The 18,687-nt window shown below is 40.6% G+C and carries 18 protein-coding genes; 8 read left to right on the forward strand and 10 right to left on the reverse strand.

The features are described 5' to 3' along the window. Positions 1-147 precede the first annotated feature (147 nt). The 6 genes from rpsL to rimI all read left to right on the forward strand — a co-directional run bounded on the left by rpsL (position 148) and on the right by rimI (position 6,371). Entirely contained in the window at positions 148-522 is a 375-nt protein-coding gene (rpsL, locus tag F994_RS00470) for a 30S ribosomal protein S12 (protein WP_004648013.1), read from the forward strand. A 182-nt stretch (positions 523-704) separates the two neighbouring features. After that, the gene (gene rpsG, locus F994_RS00475; protein ID WP_004648014.1) at positions 705-1,175 is read left to right on the forward strand and encodes a 30S ribosomal protein S7; all 471 of its coding nucleotides are present in this window, start codon (positions 705-707) and stop codon (positions 1,173-1,175) included. Positions 1,176-1,305: 130 nt separating this feature from the next. Beyond that, a complete protein-coding gene (fusA, locus tag F994_RS00480; RefSeq protein WP_004648016.1) occupies positions 1,306-3,444 on the forward strand; it encodes an elongation factor G in 2,139 nt (712 codons plus the stop codon). Between the two features lie 92 nt (positions 3,445-3,536). Next, positions 3,537-4,727 (forward strand): elongation factor Tu, encoded by a 1,191-nt coding sequence (gene tuf / locus F994_RS00485; protein ID WP_004648017.1) that lies wholly within the window; start codon positions 3,537-3,539, stop codon positions 4,725-4,727. A 201-nt stretch (positions 4,728-4,928) separates the two neighbouring features. Next, positions 4,929-5,804, forward strand: coding sequence for a metal-dependent hydrolase (locus F994_RS00490; RefSeq protein ID WP_004648018.1), 876 nt, complete (start codon positions 4,929-4,931; stop codon positions 5,802-5,804). A 108-nt stretch (positions 5,805-5,912) separates the two neighbouring features. After that, a complete protein-coding gene (gene rimI, locus F994_RS00495) occupies positions 5,913-6,371 on the forward strand; it encodes a ribosomal protein S18-alanine N-acetyltransferase (RefSeq protein WP_004648019.1) in 459 nt (152 codons plus the stop codon). Between the two features lie 11 nt (positions 6,372-6,382). Here rimI and F994_RS00500 read toward each other — a convergent pair whose 3' ends face one another. The 3 genes from F994_RS00500 to trxB all read right to left on the reverse strand — a co-directional run bounded on the left by F994_RS00500 (position 6,383) and on the right by trxB (position 9,019). Beyond that, on the reverse strand, positions 6,383-7,198 hold the full coding sequence (locus F994_RS00500) for an arginyltransferase (protein WP_004648020.1): 816 nt from the start codon (positions 7,196-7,198) through the stop codon (positions 6,383-6,385). A gap of 21 nt (positions 7,199-7,219) precedes the next feature. Then, positions 7,220-7,951, reverse strand: a complete 732-nt coding sequence (aat, locus tag F994_RS00505; RefSeq protein WP_004648021.1) for a leucyl/phenylalanyl-tRNA--protein transferase — start codon at positions 7,949-7,951, stop codon at positions 7,220-7,222. Positions 7,952-8,065: 114 nt separating this feature from the next. Further along, complete coding sequence (gene trxB / locus F994_RS00510; protein ID WP_004648023.1) at positions 8,066-9,019, reverse strand: thioredoxin-disulfide reductase; 954 nt, start codon at positions 9,017-9,019, stop codon at positions 8,066-8,068. Positions 9,020-9,306: 287 nt separating this feature from the next. Here trxB and F994_RS00515 point away from each other — a divergent pair, with 287 nt between their 5' ends. Further along, positions 9,307-12,378: a DNA translocase FtsK gene (locus F994_RS00515; protein WP_004648024.1), complete on the forward strand. Its 3,072-nt coding sequence runs from the start codon at positions 9,307-9,309 to the stop codon at positions 12,376-12,378. Positions 12,379-12,418: 40 nt separating this feature from the next. On the opposite strand, the gene F994_RS00520 is transcribed toward F994_RS00515, so the two are convergent. Together F994_RS00520 and F994_RS00525 are read right to left on the reverse strand one after the other, a co-directional pair. Continuing rightward, entirely contained in the window at positions 12,419-12,961 is a 543-nt protein-coding gene (locus F994_RS00520; RefSeq protein WP_004648025.1) for a hypothetical protein, read from the reverse strand. A 116-nt stretch (positions 12,962-13,077) separates the two neighbouring features. Continuing rightward, positions 13,078-13,965 carry a LysR family transcriptional regulator gene (locus F994_RS00525; RefSeq protein WP_004648026.1) on the reverse strand — a complete coding sequence of 296 codons (888 nt, stop codon included), beginning with the start codon at positions 13,963-13,965 and terminating at the stop codon, positions 13,078-13,080. A gap of 90 nt (positions 13,966-14,055) precedes the next feature. Between F994_RS00525 and F994_RS00530 the strand changes: the two genes are divergently transcribed. Then, complete coding sequence (locus tag F994_RS00530) at positions 14,056-14,970, forward strand: AEC family transporter (protein WP_004648027.1); 915 nt, start codon at positions 14,056-14,058, stop codon at positions 14,968-14,970. 76 nt (positions 14,971-15,046) lie between these two features. Here the strand turns inward: F994_RS00530 and F994_RS00535 are convergent, their stop codons facing one another. The 5 genes from F994_RS00535 to F994_RS00555 all read right to left on the reverse strand — a co-directional run bounded on the left by F994_RS00535 (position 15,047) and on the right by F994_RS00555 (position 18,666). Then, complete coding sequence (locus F994_RS00535; RefSeq protein ID WP_004648028.1) at positions 15,047-15,334, reverse strand: PA4642 family protein; 288 nt, start codon at positions 15,332-15,334, stop codon at positions 15,047-15,049. Between the two features lie 256 nt (positions 15,335-15,590). Beyond that, positions 15,591-15,863: a cell division topological specificity factor MinE gene (minE, locus tag F994_RS00540; protein ID WP_004648029.1), complete on the reverse strand. Its 273-nt coding sequence runs from the start codon at positions 15,861-15,863 to the stop codon at positions 15,591-15,593. Positions 15,864-15,866: 3 nt separating this feature from the next. Further along, the gene (gene minD, locus F994_RS00545) at positions 15,867-16,679 is read right to left on the reverse strand and encodes a septum site-determining protein MinD (RefSeq protein ID WP_004648030.1); all 813 of its coding nucleotides are present in this window, start codon (positions 16,677-16,679) and stop codon (positions 15,867-15,869) included. Positions 16,680-16,745: 66 nt separating this feature from the next. Then, on the reverse strand, positions 16,746-17,477 hold the full coding sequence (minC, locus tag F994_RS00550; RefSeq protein ID WP_004648032.1) for a septum site-determining protein MinC: 732 nt from the start codon (positions 17,475-17,477) through the stop codon (positions 16,746-16,748). Positions 17,478-17,598: 121 nt separating this feature from the next. After that, positions 17,599-18,666, reverse strand: a complete 1,068-nt coding sequence (locus tag F994_RS00555) for a hypothetical protein (RefSeq protein WP_034696413.1) — start codon at positions 18,664-18,666, stop codon at positions 17,599-17,601. Between the last annotated feature and the right edge of the window lie 21 nt (positions 18,667-18,687).

Raw genomic sequence — 18,687 nt, forward strand, 5'->3', positions numbered from 1 at the left:
AATGCTTTCAAACGGTCTAAATACAAGGAAATGGTCAATATTTGACATCACCTCGAATATTGACCATTTTTCTATCTTCGCTTACAATTGCGTGCCCTCGAAAAGTAGTATTTTTTTGAGGCTTTTTATTAACGGGAGATTTGCCAAATGGCAACAACAAATCAGTTGATCCGTAAGGGTCGTACGACTTTGATTGAAAAATCAAAAGTTCCTGCGTTGAAGGCTTGTCCACAACGTCGTGGTGTTTGTACACGTGTTTACACAACTACACCTAAAAAACCTAACTCAGCAATGCGTAAAGTTTGCCGTGTTCGCTTAACTTCTGGTTTTGAAGTATCAAGCTACATCGGTGGTGAAGGCCATAACCTACAAGAGCACAGTGTTGTTCTTATCCGTGGTGGTCGTGTTAAAGACTTACCAGGTGTACGTTACCATACCGTTCGTGGTTCTTTAGACTGCGCTGGTGTTAAAGATCGTAACCAGTCTCGTTCTAAATACGGTACTAAACGTCCTAAGAAATAATCTTTTAATAAGATCATTTTCTTAAGAACGTAGAACCGCAATCCTTTATCGTCTCGCTTGTCTGATTTCTGCATTTAATTTTGTGAAATTCAAGCGACGTGTAGTAAGGCCAGCGAACAGTACATGACACTTTGTACTCATGCTGGATAAACCTGAAGTGTCATATTTATAGGTGTATTAAAATGCCAAGACGTCGCGTAGTCGCTGCCCGTGAAATCCTTCCGGATCCTAAGTTCGGCAGCCAAACAATCGCTAAATTCATGAACCACGTAATGCAAGATGGTAAAAAATCTATTGCTGAAAGTATCGTTTACGGTGCTTTAGACCGCGTTCAAGAAAAAAGTAAAGTAGACCCAGTTGAATTTTTCGAGACTACTCTTGAAAAAGTTCGTCCTATGGTCGAAGTAAAAGCACGCCGTGTTGGTGGTGCTACTTATCAAGTGCCTATGGAAGTACGCCCATCCCGTCGTACTGCCTTAGCTATGCGCTGGTTAGTAGATGCTGCTGCTAAGCGTTCTGAAAAAACTATGGCTTTACGTCTTGCTGGTGAGTTGCTTGATGCAGCTGAAGGTAAAGGCTCAGCTATTAAAAAACGTGAAGATGTGCATCGTATGGCTGAAGCCAACAAAGCATTCTCTCACTACCGTTTCTAAGCGGATAAAACAGCCCCTAGTCAGGAGGGTGGTGAGTCAGTTTCACTGAATTGTCATCGAATCGCTTTAAGTTGCTATGCAGCTTAAAGCGTCCTGTTTTAAACAACAAAATTTAGGAATGCAAGAAATCATGGCTCGTCAAACCCCAATTTCTCGTTACCGTAACATTGGTATTTCTGCGCACATTGATGCGGGTAAAACCACGACTACTGAACGTATTTTGTTCTACACAGGTGTATCTCACAAAATTGGTGAAGTACATGATGGTGCAGCAACAATGGACTGGATGGAACAAGAGCAAGAACGTGGTATTACCATTACTTCTGCTGCTACAACTTGTTTCTGGTCTGGTATGGGTAAACAATTCCCAGAACATCGTATTAACGTAATTGACACCCCAGGACACGTTGACTTCACAATTGAAGTTGAGCGTTCTATGCGTGTTCTTGACGGTGCGTGCATGGTTTACTGTGCTGTAGGTGGTGTTCAACCTCAGTCTGAAACTGTATGGCGTCAAGCAAATAAATATAAAGTGCCTCGTTTAGCATTCGTGAACAAGATGGACCGTACTGGTGCAAACTTCTTCCGTGTTGTTGAACAAATGCGTACGCGTTTAGGTGCTCATCCTGTACCTGTAGTAATTCCAATTGGTGCTGAAGATACATTCGCTGGTGTTGTTGACCTAGTTGAAATGAAAGCAATCATTTGGGATGAAGCTTCTCAAGGTATGCAGTTCGAATACGGTGAAATTCCTGCTGAACTTCAAGCAACTGCTGAAGAATGGCGCACTAACTTGGTAGAAGCGGCTGCTGAAGCTTCTGAAGAGTTGATGGACAAATACCTAGAAGAAGGTGAGCTTTCTAAAGAAGACATCGTTGCAGGTATTCGTGCACAAACTTTGGCTGGTCAAATCCAACCAATGCTTTGTGGTACAGCGTTCAAAAACAAAGGTGTTCAACGTATGTTGGATGCTGTAATTGAATTCTTACCATCACCGACTGAAGTTAAGCCTATCGAAGGTATTCTTGACGACAAAGCTGAAACTAAAGCGATTCGTGAAGCATCTGACGAAGCACCGTTCTCTGCACTTGCATTCAAAATCATGAATGACAAGTTCGTAGGTAACTTAACTTTCGTACGTGTTTATTCTGGTGTGCTTAAACAAGGCGACCCAGTATATAACCCAGTTAAATCTAAGCGTGAACGTATTGGCCGTATCGTGCAAATGCACGCGAACGATCGTCAAGACGTTGAAGAAATCCGCGCTGGTGATATCGCTGCATGTGTAGGTCTTAAAGACGTTACCACTGGTGATACACTATGTGATGAGAAAAACATCATCACTCTAGAGCGTATGGAATTCCCAGAGCCAGTAATTTCTTTAGCTGTAGAGCCTAAGACAAAAGCTGACCAAGAAAAAATGTCGATCGCTTTAGGTCGTTTGGCGAAAGAAGATCCATCGTTCCGTGTTCGCACAGACGAAGAATCTGGTCAAACAATTATTGCGGGTATGGGTGAGCTTCACCTTGACATCCTTGTTGACCGTATGAAACGTGAATTTAACGTTGAAGCGAACATTGGTAAACCAATGGTTGCTTACCGCGAAACAATCAAAAAGACTGTTGAGCAAGAAGGTAAATTCGTACGTCAAACAGGTGGTAAAGGTAAATTCGGTCATGTATATGTTCGTTTAGAGCCTATGGATGTTGAAGAAGCTGGTAAAGAATACCAATTCGTTGAAGAAGTTGTAGGTGGTGTTGTACCTAAAGAATTCTTCGGCGCAGTTGATAAAGGTATTCAAGAACGTATGAAGAATGGTGTATTGGCTGGTTACCCTGTTGTGGGTATCAAAGCGACATTATTCGACGGTTCTTACCATGATGTCGACTCTGACGAATTATCGTTCAAAATGGCAGGTTCTTATGCCTTCCGTGATGGTTTCATGAAAGCGGATCCTATCCTTCTTGAACCAATCATGAAAGTTGAAGTAGAAACTCCAGAAGACTACATGGGCGATATCATGGGTGACTTAAACCGTCGTCGTGGTATGGTTCAGGGTATGGAAGACTTACCTGGTGGTACTAAAGCAATTAAAGCTGAAGTTCCATTGGCTGAGATGTTTGGTTACGCAACTTCAATGCGTTCTATGTCTCAAGGTCGTGCGACCTACTCTATGGAATTTGCTAAATATGCTGAAACTCCACGTAACGTGGCTGAAGGCATCATTTCTAAGTTCCAATCTGGCGGTAAAAAAGGTGACGACGAGTAATCTTTCGATTACTATAAGCCCAAACTAATTCATAGTTAAAAACCAAGTGCTCATGGGTTAACCCCCATGGGTAGTTTAAAAAGGAAGATCTCATGGCTAAGGCTAAGTTTGAACGTAATAAGCCACACGTAAACGTGGGCACAATTGGTCACGTTGACCATGGTAAAACAACTTTAACTGCTGCGATTGCAACAATTTGTGCAAAAAACTACGGCGGTGAAGCTAAAGACTACGCAGCAATTGACTCTGCACCAGAAGAAAAAGCACGTGGTATTACCATTAATACTTCACACGTAGAATACGATTCTCCAACTCGTCACTACGCGCACGTAGACTGCCCAGGTCACGCCGATTATGTTAAAAACATGATCACTGGTGCTGCTCAAATGGACGGTGCGATCCTTGTATGTGCTGCGACTGATGGTCCTATGCCACAAACTCGTGAACACATCCTTTTGTCTCGTCAGGTTGGTGTACCTTACATTCTTGTATTCCTTAACAAGTGTGACCTTGTTGATGACGAAGAATTACTTGAATTAGTAGAAATGGAAGTTCGTGAACTTCTTTCTACTTATGACTTCCCAGGTGATGACACTCCAATCATCCGTGGTTCAGCGCTTCAAGCGTTAAACGGTAACGAAGGTCCTTATGGCGAATCTGCTGTAATCGAATTGGTTGCTGCGCTTGATTCTTACATTCCTGAACCAGAACGTGCGATCGATAAAGCATTCCTTATGCCAATCGAAGATGTATTCTCTATCTCTGGTCGTGGTACTGTAGTTACTGGTCGTGTTGAATCTGGTATCGTTAAAGTTGGCGAATCAGTTGAAATCGTTGGTATCCGTGACACAGTTGTAACAACTGTAACTGGCGTAGAAATGTTCCGTAAATTGCTTGACGAAGGTCGTGCTGGCGAGAACTGTGGTGTTTTACTACGTGGTACTAAACGTGAAGACGTTCAACGTGGTCAAGTACTTGCTAAACCAGGTACAATCAAACCGCATACTAAGTTTGATGCTGAAGTATACGTACTTTCTAAAGAAGAGGGTGGTCGTCATACTCCATTCCTTAACGGTTACCGTCCACAATTCTATTTCCGTACAACTGACGTAACTGGCGCAATCCAATTACAAGAAGGCGTGGAAATGGTTATGCCTGGTGACAACGTAGAAATGTCAGTAGAATTAATCCACCCAATCGCAATGGACCCAGGTCTACGTTTTGCGATCCGTGAAGGTGGTCGTACAGTTGGTGCTGGTGTTGTTGCTAAAGTAACTGCATAAGTATTGATTGTGTGAAAAAAGCGCTCCTTTGGGGCGCTTTTTTTATTGCCTTAAAATTATAAACTTAATCATTGTCTAACAATTTATTCTAAAGCTGTCCCTATGTGATATTTCTCTGACCTGATCTGCCCTTATTCTCTCAATTTAAACTCGTATGATGAATCAAGAGTGGTCATAAAAAGAATATGAGGAGTAATAGGCATGAATGCTAAAGTAAATATTTCAAATCGTGCGGGTGCGAGTTTTCCTGTTCGTCGCATGGATTTTGAATTTGGTGAAGTGGCACGTTATTGGGCAGGCGGCGATGCGGGACTTACGCATTTTATGACTGCATTATCTGCCTTATTTCCTGAAGGTGAGCAGTTTTTTGTGGATAGTACCCGTGCTGTACGCAAAAATCCAAAACTCAGTGATCCTGATTTACAAAGGGAAATTAGTGCTTTTATTGGCCAAGAAGCTATGCATTCTAAAGAGCATTTGGCTTTTAATTCTTCTGCCCAAGCATATGGCTATGATGTTAGAACGATGGAAAATCAGACCGCAAAAGTCATTAAAACAGGCACAAAAGTCGTTGCTCAATTATTAAAGCCATTTGGTTTTAGCAAGGAAATGATTGATTTAACAGGGACGTGTGCTTTAGAGCATTTTACGGCAGTCATTGCTGCTGAATTATTACAAAATGAAGATGTTCAGGCCATTTTTAACAATAAAACCATGTATCAGTTATGGATGTGGCATGCAGTTGAAGAAAATGAACATAAAGCGGTGGTGTTTGATGTTTATACAGCAATGTATGGACGTGGTCTGAAAGCATATGGAATGCGTGCAACAGCAATGATTCTTGCTATGACACTCATTTTTATAACGCAATCTTATTTTACCGCGCAATTAATGAAAACTGACCGAAAATTGACATGGAAAGACAGTAAATATATGTTGAAATTTATGTATGGTCGTAAAGGTTTTATTACTCGCCAAATTCCTGAGTTGTTAGATTTCTTCCGTCCTAATTTCCATCCAAATGATAGCAATACAGATCAGTTATTGGCAGACTGGAAATTAAAATTGGGATTCTGATTCGAGTGCTTATATTGAAAGGGCAAACAAAATTGCCCTTTTTTGTATTGGTGTTGTGAGCTGATGCTTTATAATATAAGCGACTGAATTAAAAAGTTGTTTCTACACATGATACGTTCAATGTATACCTCTGATCTCGCGGCAGTGACCGCAATTGAACAACTGGTTCAAACTCATCCTTGGAAGGAACAACAATTTAAAGAGTCGATAGATTCTTATCACAGTACCGTGATTGAACAGCAAGGGCAGGTGGTTGGTTTTTGTATCTTACAACCCGTTTTGGATGAAGCAAATCTTTTGTTGATGGCTGTTCATCCAAGTCAACAAGGCAAAGGATTGGGTTATCAATTACTTGAAGCTTCGATTGCGCAATTGAAAAATGATCCGCTGCAAATTTTTTTAGAAGTGCGAGAAAGTAATCAAGCGGCGATCGCACTGTATGAAAAATCAGGTTTTCATCAAATCGATTTACGTAAAAATTATTATCCTAATGCGAATGGTACTCGTGAGCATGCCATTATTATGGTCAAATCATGCAGTGATGATTTTTCACAACTGTTTAAATAAGAAAGAAACGCTTATTTAATAATTGGGTTGTTCCAGCCAGAGGGCAATGTCGTCATGAGTGAGTTTCCCAATTGTTGAATTTCTTCTGGATTTAGCATGCGATTTAAACGTCGCCATTGCCCATCAATCAATAATTCTAAAGGCACATATTGAGACTTATAATTCATTTTATCTGAATGAGGCACCCAATAGCCTAAATAGACATAGGGTAAGTTTAAAGCTTTGGCATGTTCAATTTGTTTAAGTACTGCAAAAACACCTAAAGAGCGGCGATTTTCATCGGGATCGAAAAAAGTATAGACTGCGGAAAGACCATCATCTAAAGGGTCACAGCTAGATACGCTAATTAATCGATCATCTTTCCAAAATTCTAGAAAAAAACTCTCTGTGCAGCTGTGCACTAAAAACTTTTCAAATTGATCTAGACTCGGTGGAAACATATCGCCATCCGAATGGCGCTCATTAATATAGCGTTCATATAAGTTGTAATGAATTTCAGAGGCATCCGCAGTACGGGTAATTTTAATCGTGAGGTCTTGATTGCGTTTTAATGCCTTTTTTTGCGAACTATTCATCTGAAATTCAGCTACAGGCACACGACAAGATAAACATTGTCGACATAAATGGCATTCAGGACGATAGACAAAATCGCCACTGCGACGAAAGCCTGTGCGTGATAATTCGGATAGCGTGACCACGTCAATCCGGTGTGCAGGATCTAAAAAAACCATCCGTGCAGACTTATTTTCTAGGTAACTACAGCTATGGGGTGGCGTAATATAATACTGTAAATCATTTAATCGGGACTTTGGGTGATACGAATTCATAGCAAGATCCCTCTATTATTGTCATTCAATTAATCGTGCTTGCTGCACTATTGTTTTACTTGAAAATACACCTTCTTGATATTTTTTCCAATCGATAGGGGGTTGTTTAACAACATCTTGTAACGAATTAAGGTACGCTTGGCGAGAAAGTGTACAGGCACCCAAGCTTAAAAGGTGATCATTGACCAATTGGCAGTCAATCCAAGGCAGGTAATTTTCCTGACCAATGCGCATTAACGTATAAAAAGCCATTTTTGAAACATCGGTTTGCGTGCTAAACATGGATTCGCCAAAACAGCCATGCCCAATGGTGACACCATATAAACCACCGACCACTTTACCTTCATCCCACACTTCAATACTATAACCATAACCAGCATCAAAGAGTTGGCAATAACCTTCAATAATGTCTTCGGAAATCCAAGTGTCTTCAGCATAACTGCGCGGAAGTGAACAGGAACGAACCACCTGTTCAAAAGCATGGTTGATCGTGATTTTATAATCAAACTTTTTCATATTACGAACTAAAGACTTACTCGGATGATAGTCTTGAGGACGAATAATGCAACGCGGTTCAGGACTCCACCAGCAAATTGGTTCATCTTCACAAAACCACGGAAACAGACCATGCGTATAGGCTTCAAATAAGGTCGCAGGGGAGAGGTCGGCACCTATGCAAATCAGTCCCTGCCCATCCGGATCAGACTCAATCGGGTCTGGAAAAATAAATTCTGATGGTGCTAAGGTATGCATAAAATTTAGCCTGAGTGAAAAATGAATGTGCGGTAAAAGGTGCTGTGATTTTTATCATATAAAAAAACCGCCCAGAGAGGACGGTTTTTGTTGCATTGAATTGATTTATTTCAATCAGTCAGCCAAAGCATCCAGATATTTTTCTGCATCTAGTGCAGCCATACAACCTGAACCTGCTGAAGTAATGGCTTGACGATAAACGCTGTCCGCGATGTCACCCGCTGCAAATACCCCAGCAACAGAAGCTGCGGTTGCATTACCAGATGTACCACTTTGCACTTGAATATAACCATCACGCAAGTTCAATTGACCTTCAAACATGCTGCTATTTGGTTTATGACCAATCGCCACAAATAAGCCTTGAACGTCTACATCTTGAGTTGTTTCATCTGTGGTTGATTTTAAACGTACCGCAGTTACGCCGGTTTTATCACCCAAAACTTCATCGACTTGGTTATTCCAAAGAATGCTGATTTTGCCTTCTTTTTCTTTTTCAAATAAATGATCTTGCAAGATTTTTTCTGAACGTAAAGAGTCACGGCGGTGAACGAGAGTCACGTGAGCCGCAATATTGGATAAATAAAGTGCTTCTTCAACCGCAGTATTACCACCACCGACAACCATCACTTTTTGGTTTTTATAGAAGAAACCATCACAGGTTGCACATGCGCTTACACCTTGACCCATGAATTTAGCTTCAGATTCTAGACCTAAGTATTGCGCTGTTGCACCTGTTGCAATAATCAGGGCATCACAGGTGAACTCCTCCATATCGCCTTTTAGAACGAATGGACGAACGCTTAGATCAACTTCGTTGATGTGGTCATATACAATCTCTGTGCCAAAGCGTTCGGCATGTGCTTGCATACGTTCCATGAGTGCTGGACCTGTTAAACCTTCTGGGTCGCCCGGCCAGTTGTCAACTTCAGTTGTCGTGGTCAATTGACCACCCAATTGTATGCCTGCAATGAGCATTGGCTTTAAGTTGGCACGAGCAGCGTAGACCGCTGCGCTATAACCTGCAGGGCCTGAACCTAGAATAATCAAACGTGAGTGACGAGCGCTCATTCGCGGCATCCTTTTTTTATTTAGAAATTTGTGGAATTATACGTGAAACTCGATACAAGTTGTGGCCGTTCAATGTCGATATTATTGATCATTGAAATCGATTTGAGCTATATACAAGAAGAGCGCTGTACTAGATACTTAATTCATAAGATTTGTTAACAACAGCGCCTACATAATATTGCATCTTTTTTCTTGCAACAGGTGCATAATATCGAGCTTAATTGCGAAACTATTTTGTCTTAGTTTCTTACAAAAACATGAATGAAAAATTGGTTACAGGACAGTATATGACTGCGGTGTCGAGTGTTTATGCACAACGCTTAATAATGACATTATTTTTAGCCTCATTTGGAATTTATTTATTCCTAGCAACAGTGACTTATACGCCTTTTGATCCGGGCTGGATGCATATTTCCAGTGATACTCAACAGGTGTCAAATGCCAGTGGTGTCGCAGGCGCATGGATAGCAGATTTATTGTTTGGTTTCTTGGGCTGGGCAAGCTTACTGATTCCAATCTTTTTATTCGTTGAAGCCATTCAAGTCTGGTGGCCCTACAGTTTTTTAAATAAACCGTTTCGCTATGCCGCGCAATTTTTTATTTTATTGGCAACCTCGAGTTTATTGTATTTGTATTGGCAAGTTCCTGCCGATACTTTGGATAATTCATCAGGCGGTATTATTGGTTATGAATTGGGTGAAAGTCTTTCACAAATTTTAACCATTTATGGGGCAACCGTTTTTCTGGTGGTCTTTTGGTTTGTGCTTTTTACCCTCGCATTTGGTGTGAAGTGGAATAAAACATGGGCGACACTCAAGGCAACACCTGCTTATTTACAAGATTTATTTTATAAAAATGTTCCTGAAACAGAATCTGCATTTGATCGTACAGCCCCTGAAGTCAAAAAATCAGTGGCAAGTACTCAAGCAAAAGTTGCAGTAGAAAACATCACCGTTGCGCCAGAACATCGTGAAGTACAAATCGTATCCTCTATGGTGCGAGATCAGGCTGCGGAGCGCTTGTTCGATGATATGGTTGAAAAAGAGCATCATGCTCAGCAACAGCTGATTATTGATGAAGAAGATGAAGATGAATTCAACCAAGTTTTAGAAAAAGCCCATCGTTTAGAACAAAAGACTCAACGTGTTGTCCCTACGGGTGAAGTTTGGCGTGCATTAAATTCAGATGAAGACCAAACACATAAGCAAGATATTGATGCTTTATTAAGAGCAGCAGAAGAATCTGAACAGCATACGCCGAATGAACATTTCAAAGCGGTTGTGCATGATGAGCCTGCATCAACTGTCGCATCTGATATTAAGCAAAATTTAGATTGGGATGATGATGAAATCTTTGATGAATTGCTTGCAGCCGTGCCAAGTGGAAAAACAGCCACAGATGTTCATACGCCTTTTAATCCTGTAGCGCTTGAACCTGCACCATCAATGACAACAGAAAAGATTGTACTGGCATCATCAACAATCGCAGCTTCACCTTTATTGCATAGCACACCTAAAAATACGGCATTAGATGATGATTTTGACGAACTGGATGATTTGTTGGTTGATGACTTATTAGAAGCTGATGATCGGGAACAAGTCGCTCCAGCTCGTACAAGCAGCAGTTATGCACAATCATCAGCATTTGTACGTGCAGAAATTAATACTCAACCCCCACAACCGATGATTTCAGAAGATGAAAAAGCATTAATTTCATCCAATAAAGATGTGTTTCGTGAAGTTTGGCAGGAGACAGCGGGTAAACCTGTAGAGGTTGTGGAGTCGGCTGAAGATGATTTTGACTTAGATGCACCTTTGACCGATTCAATGGGGCGACCAATGTCGCTTTCCATGCAAGTGGCACAAAAACGTCGTGATTTACCGACCTTGCCGGGTTTAGAGTTGCTTGATTCGGTTGATCCAAATAAAAAAGTTAACTTCACTGCCGAACAATTGGCGCGTTTATCTGAACTTTTAGAGATTAAACTGCAAGAGTTTAATGTCAAAGCCAAAGTTATAGAAGCACAGCCGGGACCGGTGGTGACTCGTTTTGAGTTGGATTTAGCACCGGGCGTTAAAGCCTCTAAAGTCACCAATATTTCACGTGACCTTGCGCGTTCAATGTCGATGGCATCTGTACGTGTGGTTGAAGTGATTCCGGGTAAACCGTATATCGGGATTGAAGTGCCGAATAGCACACGTGAAATGGTGCGTTTGATCGAGTTGTTGACCATTCCTGCTTTTACCGACCCAAATAGCATTCTTTCGATGGCAATGGGGAAAGATATTTCGGGTAATCCAGTCATTGCTGACTTAGGTAAAGCGCCGCATATGCTGGTTGCAGGTACAACGGGTTCAGGTAAATCGGTGGCAGTGAACTCGATGATTTTATCGATGTTGTTGAAATATACGCCGAATGAGTTGCGTTTAATTTTGATTGACCCGAAGCAGTTAGAACTTGCCAACTATAACGATATTCCACATTTGCTCACACCAGTGGTCACGGACATGAAAGATGCCGTGAATGCCTTGAATTGGTGTGTCAATGAAATGGAACGTCGCTATAAGCTGATGTCTTACTTAAAAATTCGTAAACTTGCAGATTACAATCGTAAGGTGGAAGAAGCGATTGCTAATGGTGAAGATCTCATTGATCCGACGTGGAAAGCGAGTGATTCGGTTGTAGGAGAGCGTGCGCCACGTTTAACGCCTTTGCCTTCAATTGTGATTGTGGCCGATGAATTTGCCGACATGATTATGCAGGTGGGTAAAAAAGCTGAAGAAATGATTACCCGTTTGGCGCAAAAATCTCGTGCTGCGGGAATTCATTTATTGTTGGCTACACAGCGTCCATCGGTGGATGTGATTACTGGTCTGATTAAAGCCAATATTCCAACCCGTGTGGCTTTACGGGTAAACAGTAAAATTGACTCGCGTACCATTTTGGATGCAGGCGGTGCAGAAGACCTTTTAGGTCATGGTGATATGCTGTTTCTTGGGCCGGGTAAAATTGAGCCTGAGCGTGTGCATGGGGCATTTATTTCAGATGATGAAGTGAATAATATCTGTGATGCATGGCGTGAACGCGCTGCGCCTAACTATGTCGATGAAATTTTGACCCCTTACGATGAGGAACCAACTTCACGTGGTTTTGAGGATGGTGATGGGGGTTCGGAGCGGGATGCTTTATATGATCAATGCGTGTCATTTGTTTTAGAAACGCGTAAGGCTTCAACTTCATCGTTACAACGTAAGTTTAGTCTCGGCTATAACCGTGCCGCACGTATCATTGACCAAATGGAAGAAAATGGCATCGTTAGTGGTATGGGCGCGAATGGGAAACGTGAAATTTTAGTTTAATAGCATGCCCCATGATTAAGGCGCCACAATAGGCAAAGGTCTATTGTGGCGTTTCTAAAATAAATAAAGCCATTAAAATCAAAAGCCAAAAAACAATCCCAAATGCAATCAAGAATTTTTGCGCCAGACTGAATTTTTTTATTTGGACGGCATGAAGCCCTTGCGAGTTCAATTTTGCATAATTCAGCGCCTGAAATGCCGGAATGAGAAAAACAAAATTGAATACTGAAATGAGCCAGTAAGGATCAGGCAGACTTGATAGCAAGGATGACACGATAAATCCTATGCACATCATGAGCGGTAAATTTTTTTGTGAATAGCCTTGCTTTTCAGCATATGTTTGAATTTTATTAAAGAGCGAATAGATAAAGAAATAAGCGAGTATTGTCCGCATAGCAGGCATGATATCTAATCTATCTTTCTGCATGAAAAATCGCCAAGCTTCAAAGATCCACCAAATGGGGTAGAGGCCAAAAGAAATAATAGATAAGAAGATGAACCGTTTTAGGCTCATGATTTTTTGTTCTTCGATACCAATATTCAGTATTTGGACTTCAGTTTTTGTGTTTTCTAGATTTTGCATGATCATTATTTTTTTGGTTTATTTTTTAATATAGTAACCATTTACTTTTAAATCAATAACCTTAGTTAAATGACGTTACCCAAAATACAAATTAGTGATCAATGCTCTTATGATATTTATTGCTTAAAATAAAACATTTCTTGTGCCAATTGAATAAATGCTTTCGTTGCGGGGCTGATGGATTTCTCATCTTTAACTGCAAGCCCAATTTGACGCTGAGTGTTTGGAATAAGGGGACGTTTCACTACATTCGGATGTAACCGTAGTAGTTCGGAGCTCATCGACATATCTGCAACAATGGCAATGCCTTCCTGCAAATTGACCATATTTAAAATGGTCAATAATTGGGACAATTGATATTGAATTTTTGGCTGAACATGATATTGGCGTAACAACTGCTCTACATGGGTTTGACTGCCCGCCTTGGTCATAATAAAAGGATAGTCTTGCAAATCTTGAATATTTAAAGCGATTTTTTCTGAGACAGGATAGCTTTTGGGGATGAGTGCGATAAAAATATCTTGCAGCAAGGGGTAAGTTATTAAATGGGAGCGAGGTAATACCGCAAATCCAACATCAATTTGTCGTTCTTGAATCCACTGGGATACTTCAAGGTCAGTACCTTCCTCAATAAATATTTCAATATGAGGATAGCGTATTCGGTACGCTTTGAGTAATTCAGGCAGTAAATGAATGGACGCCGATGCACCAAAGGAACCAATTCTCAAGGTTCCTTGCTGAATACCATGCGAGGCTTTTACTTGTTGTTGCATCATTTGTGCAGTATTCAACAGCTCTTTGGCATGTAGCAGTAATTGCTGACCAATTTGAGTGAGTTCTATTTGATTTTGCTCACGAATCATTAAACGAACGGCCCAGTGCTTTTCTAAAGATTTTAAAGCATGTGAAACAGCCGATTGGGTAATGTTCAGATGTTGAGCGGCTAAAGTAAAACTTTGATATTGAGCCACTAAAACAAAAATTTCTAGTTGTGTGAAAGTCATTTTGATATGAGTGTTTACTCATTTTGTTATGAATGTAAATGAGTATTATATTGTGCACTTAGACAAAGTGAAAGTGCATATTATGTGCAAATGGATGTATTCGTGAATATTATCATCGCTCTATTTCCCTTAGTGGCCTTAATTGCAATGGGCTATATTTTTAAACGAACTCAGTTTTTAAGCGATGAATTTTGGCGTGGTACTGAAAAACTCAATTATTTGATTCTGTTTCCCGTATTACTTTTTAATAATCTTGCTTATGTGAAGTTTGAATGGTTAACGCTGACTCAAGTGTTATTGGCACTCGTTATCATTATTATCATGAGCAGTTTGACTTTATGGCTGGCGAGGGCATTTTTTCATATTCCAGTAGCGCGTTTTGGTGTGTATGTACAAAGCCAGATTCGCTTTAATACTTATATTGGCTTATCCATTATGTCGTTGCTGTTTGGTGCCCAAGGCATGCAAATGTTTGCCATGATGATTGCGCTGGCGATTCCTTTGGTCAATGTAATTTCAGTGTTGGCTTTTTCACAAGGACAGGGGTTAAAACCTAGGCAGATTTTATTTTCTGTGATTAAAAACCCATTAATTTTAGGCTGTGTGGTGGGGATTATTTTTAACTTACTACAACTGTCTTTATTTTCTGGCTTGGAGCAATTGCTTAAATTTTTAGCCAGTATGAGTTTACCTTTAGGGTTGATTTCTGTTGGCGCTGCTTTACAGTTTGCTCAGCTTAAACATGATTATATGCGACTATTATTGAATACCTTGGGGCGTTTAATGCTGGTGCCATGTTTGGCTTATTTGATTTGTTCTATGCTGAATTTAAATGATTTTGAAACGATTATTCTGGTGGTGTTCTGTTCTTTGCCCACGGCATCTGCGGCCTATATTTTAACGCGCTATTTTAACGGAGATAGCCAGCTCATGGCAGGGGTGATTAGTTTGCAAACTTTATGCTTTGCATTTACCTTTCCTGTGCTGATGATCTTGCTGAATTAAGATGATATTTAAATTTCACCATAAAAAAAGCCCATCTATTTTATGCAAACAGATGGGCTTTTTTTATTTTTCAACATTATGCAAATTTTGCAAGAACTTCTAAAAATCCATCCCGTTGACGAGGATATTCAGCAATCACATCATGAATGCGTTGACCTTCAGGATTGGTAGCATTGACATCACGACCATCGGTCACGAATTGAGTCAATAAACGCTCGTAATCATTTGGACGCATATGTTTGAATGCATGATAGAGCACGTGAAAATCACCATTCACGCCTACAGGAGGAAGCTGAGTTAAATAGGCAAATACACGCTCGTCTGACCATTCTTCGTTGAACGTTGCTGGCTGAGATAATGCCATCGCAATCTCCTTGGTATGAATAAAATAAAAAGGCAAAATATGCGGCAGGTTGAGGAAAGTAGCACTTTCTTCTGCCAACTCGAAGCATAGCTTCTCGTTTTGCGACTGGGTAAATCCTTAAAGCAATGCTTTAAGTTTGCTAATCCAGTCCACTCGAAGCATAGCTTCTCACCTTGCGACTGGGCAAAGTAATACTTTGCTAATCCAGTCTCATATTTTGCCTTGATTCAATTTGCTTGACTAATCAAAAATCAGATTAACGTTCTTCAGGCAAATTGATATTCATTTCTAACATTTCGATATTTGCTTCAGAGCGAACAGACATTTGAATATGCTGTTCATCCACACCGCGAACATAACGATTGACCACTTGCATGATTTCTTTTTTCATTTGGTCAATTTTATCTTGGCTTAAGCGTTTACCTAAACCTTGTTCAGAGGCAACAATTACTTTTAAGCGATCTTTAGCAGTTTGTGCGCTTGAAGGTTTATCATCGTTGCTGAATAATTTACTCCAGAATCCTGCCATTTTTTACGCTCCAAATAATCGTGCTAACCAACCTTTAGGTTTTACCGTGATATGACGGTAAGGACGTTCTTCTCCCAAAAAGCGCGCCACAAGATCATCGTAAGACTGACCTGCTGTTTCTTCAGTGAAAAGAATTACGGGTTTACCTTCATTAGACGCTTGTAATACGCTTTTGCATTCAGGAATTACACCCAAAGTTGGTACGCGTAAAATATCTTTAGAAATATCGTCAATGGTTAACATTTCTTGTTTATCAGCACGTTCTGGATTGAATCGTGTAATACACAAATGCTTACGGATACGCCCTTCGTTTTGTTCCACTTTCTTGGTTTTGCTATCTAACATACCAATAATACGGTCAGAGTCACGTACTGAAGAAATTTCAGGGTTGGTCACAATGATGGCTTCATCAGCATGATACATTGCTAGAATTGCACCGCGTTCAATGCCCGCTGGTGAATCACAAATAATGTAGTCAAACTCTTGTGAAAGTTCATCCATCACACGTGCAACACCTTCATCGGTCAAGGCATCTTTATCACGGGTTTGTGATGCAGGTAGGATGTATAAATTTTCAATATCTTTATCGCGGATAAGGGCTTGTTGAAGTCGAGCTTCATTATTTAATACATTCACAAAATCATAAACAACGCGACGTTCACAACCCATAATTAAGTCGAGATTACGTAAACCTACGTCAAAATCGATCACAACAGTTTTGTGACCGCGAAGGGCTAAACCTGTTGCAAAAGATGCACTAGTTGTAGTTTTACCTACGCCACCTTTGCCTGATGTTACGACAACAATTTTCGCCACCGAATCCACTCCTGTTATGGTTCAAATCCCCTTTTTGATATGGGGCTTCTGGTGTTTATTTATACATTAAAATTCTAGAACTTCAAATACAAGCTCTTGCTGGTCATTCAGGTAAATATGTACAGATTTTTTTAAGACATGCTGTGGAATGTCATCTGCTACACAATATGTGCCTGCAATAGAGACCAATTCTGCTTCTAGGGAGTGGCAGAAAATGCGTGCTGCATGGTTCCCGCCTGCGCCGGCAATGACTCTACCACGGACGCTACCATAAATATGTATATTTCCTGAAGCAATTACTTCAGAACCACTATTAATCCCTGCATTGAGAATGATATCGCCATGATCTTGTACCAGACATTGACCTGTGCGTAAAATTTCATCGTGATAAGAGGTCACATGATTGACGATACGGGGCGCGTTTGGCTCTTCTTTTGCAGGCGTGGCTGCTTGTTCATCAGAAAATTCAGGTTTGACCTCAACCACTTGCTCTTTCGTGGCTTTAATACGCTGCAAAGATTTATTGTCTGCGGGTAGAACAGGGAATTGAATCGCATGCGCTTCTGCTGTCAGCAGGCCATCAATTACGCCCATAGGTTGTAAATCGAGGCTAATTAACAACTGAATAAGCGCAATCAGTTCTTGTTCTACTGTACTGTCAATAATGACCAGAGTGCCGTGAGAGGCAGTCTCTTGAAGCATTTGAGTCAATTGCTGGCGGATTGCATGGTGATCATTGGTGTCAAAAGTTAATCGGGTAAAATTAACCATTCTGCCTGTAATCCGTATATCAGCCATAATTATTCCTTAAGACTTCTGACTCATTCATTTTATGTCGAAGTAATGTTGTAAATAGAGCAAATCCTAGAACAAATTGAATGTTTTCTCTAGCTGTGTTTTCAATATTTTTATCTCATGATCATTCTTTAACTTGATCCCGCTGTTGCATCTGGATCAGCCACTGTTTGACTGCGACTTGCTTGCGGATAGCTGCCAGACTTTCAAAAACTGCAGATTCGACCAGTTTTTCCAAATGTGGATTATCTTCAATTTCCAGTGTGCTGATTTTGTTCGCAATATAGTGATAAATATTTTGCTCATCTTTCGGGTCATTTTCGTTTTCAGCAACATTGGGTGTGAAAGGATCAATCAAGCCCTGCGTGATATTTTCCCCAAGACGTTGTCCAATACTTTGAATTTGCTGTTCAATGCGACTGCCGACCAAAGGAATAAGTCGGAGCAGCTGAGTGAGTTCCGGTGTGTCTTCAATCGCTTGATTGACAATGTTTCCGACATTTTTGGCAATCACATGACGCTGAGCCTGTAATTCTGTGCTTAGGGTATCCTGCAAAATATCGGCAAGGGCTGTGGCAAACAACACACGGTGATGTTCGACCAAATCATGAATGATGACTTTATGGCTCGAACTGGTTTCCAATTCATTTTTAATGCCATCAAGGACATTAATCACAATTCGATCCGATAGTTCTTCCATCACCACGTTGTAATAAAACTGGCCCTTAAGCTGTAGTGATTTGGGAACGATTTTATAGCCCATTTCATGCAAACGATAGGCAATGATGCCGGCACGGAATAAACGTAAAAAGCGCAGATAGGGAATAATGGCGAGAACTTCATACCAATGAATAAACGGAAAGAAAAACCAGCGCTGATGGTGGCGCTGCACAATGGCAATGCCCCAACGAATGAGCAACTCGGCAATCAGAAATACAATAAACCAAGCTTCTGTGCTGATCACCCAAGGGTGTAAATGGCTACGATAAAAGTTCAGTACATCAATTAGATGAATGCTTTGAAAAAACCAAATGCCGATATTGCTCATCAAGAACAGATTGGCGCATAAGCAGAACAGATTGAAAATAATAATAAACACCATAAAGATGTCGTAAATCAGAAATAGTTTGAAGGACAGACTATTCGGATCTAGATGGTGATATTTAGACTTGGTTTTCATAGTGTTCTGCATCGTAGGTTAAAGCTGCGCCAA

Origin of the sequence: Acinetobacter bohemicus ANC 3994, assembly GCF_000367925.1 — a bacterium.
In the GTDB taxonomy this organism is placed as follows: domain Bacteria; phylum Pseudomonadota; class Gammaproteobacteria; order Pseudomonadales; family Moraxellaceae; genus Acinetobacter; species Acinetobacter bohemicus.

Bases quoted from the DNA above. Each gene is read 5' to 3' on its own strand.
- tuf (WP_004648017.1), top strand. From the start codon at position 3,537: ATGGCTAAGGCTAAGTTTGAACGTAATAAGCCACACGTAAACGTGGGC.
- aat (WP_004648021.1), bottom strand. From the start codon at position 7,951: ATGCATACCTTAGCACCATCAGAATTTATTTTTCCAGACCCGATTGAG.
- F994_RS00515 (WP_004648024.1), top strand. From the start codon at position 9,307: ATGACTGCGGTGTCGAGTGTTTATGCACAACGCTTAATAATGACATTA.
- F994_RS00520 (WP_004648025.1), bottom strand. From the start codon at position 12,961: ATGCAAAATCTAGAAAACACAAAAACTGAAGTCCAAATACTGAATATT.
- F994_RS00490 (WP_004648018.1), top strand. From the start codon at position 4,929: ATGAATGCTAAAGTAAATATTTCAAATCGTGCGGGTGCGAGTTTTCCT.
- F994_RS00500 (WP_004648020.1), bottom strand. From the start codon at position 7,198: ATGAATTCGTATCACCCAAAGTCCCGATTAAATGATTTACAGTATTAT.
- minE (WP_004648029.1), bottom strand. From the start codon at position 15,863: ATGGCAGGATTCTGGAGTAAATTATTCAGCAACGATGATAAACCTTCA.
- fusA (WP_004648016.1), top strand. From the start codon at position 1,306: ATGGCTCGTCAAACCCCAATTTCTCGTTACCGTAACATTGGTATTTCT.
- trxB (WP_004648023.1), bottom strand. From the start codon at position 9,019: ATGAGCGCTCGTCACTCACGTTTGATTATTCTAGGTTCAGGCCCTGCA.
- F994_RS00525 (WP_004648026.1), bottom strand. From the start codon at position 13,965: ATGACTTTCACACAACTAGAAATTTTTGTTTTAGTGGCTCAATATCAA.
- minC (WP_004648032.1), bottom strand. From the start codon at position 17,477: ATGGCTGATATACGGATTACAGGCAGAATGGTTAATTTTACCCGATTA.
- rpsL (WP_004648013.1), top strand. From the start codon at position 148: ATGGCAACAACAAATCAGTTGATCCGTAAGGGTCGTACGACTTTGATT.
- F994_RS00535 (WP_004648028.1), bottom strand. From the start codon at position 15,334: ATGGCATTATCTCAGCCAGCAACGTTCAACGAAGAATGGTCAGACGAG.
- rpsG (WP_004648014.1), top strand. From the start codon at position 705: ATGCCAAGACGTCGCGTAGTCGCTGCCCGTGAAATCCTTCCGGATCCT.
- F994_RS00530 (WP_004648027.1), top strand. From the start codon at position 14,056: ATGGATGTATTCGTGAATATTATCATCGCTCTATTTCCCTTAGTGGCC.
- rimI (WP_004648019.1), top strand. From the start codon at position 5,913: ATGATACGTTCAATGTATACCTCTGATCTCGCGGCAGTGACCGCAATT.
- F994_RS00555 (WP_034696413.1), bottom strand. From the start codon at position 18,666: ATGCAGAACACTATGAAAACCAAGTCTAAATATCACCATCTAGATCCG.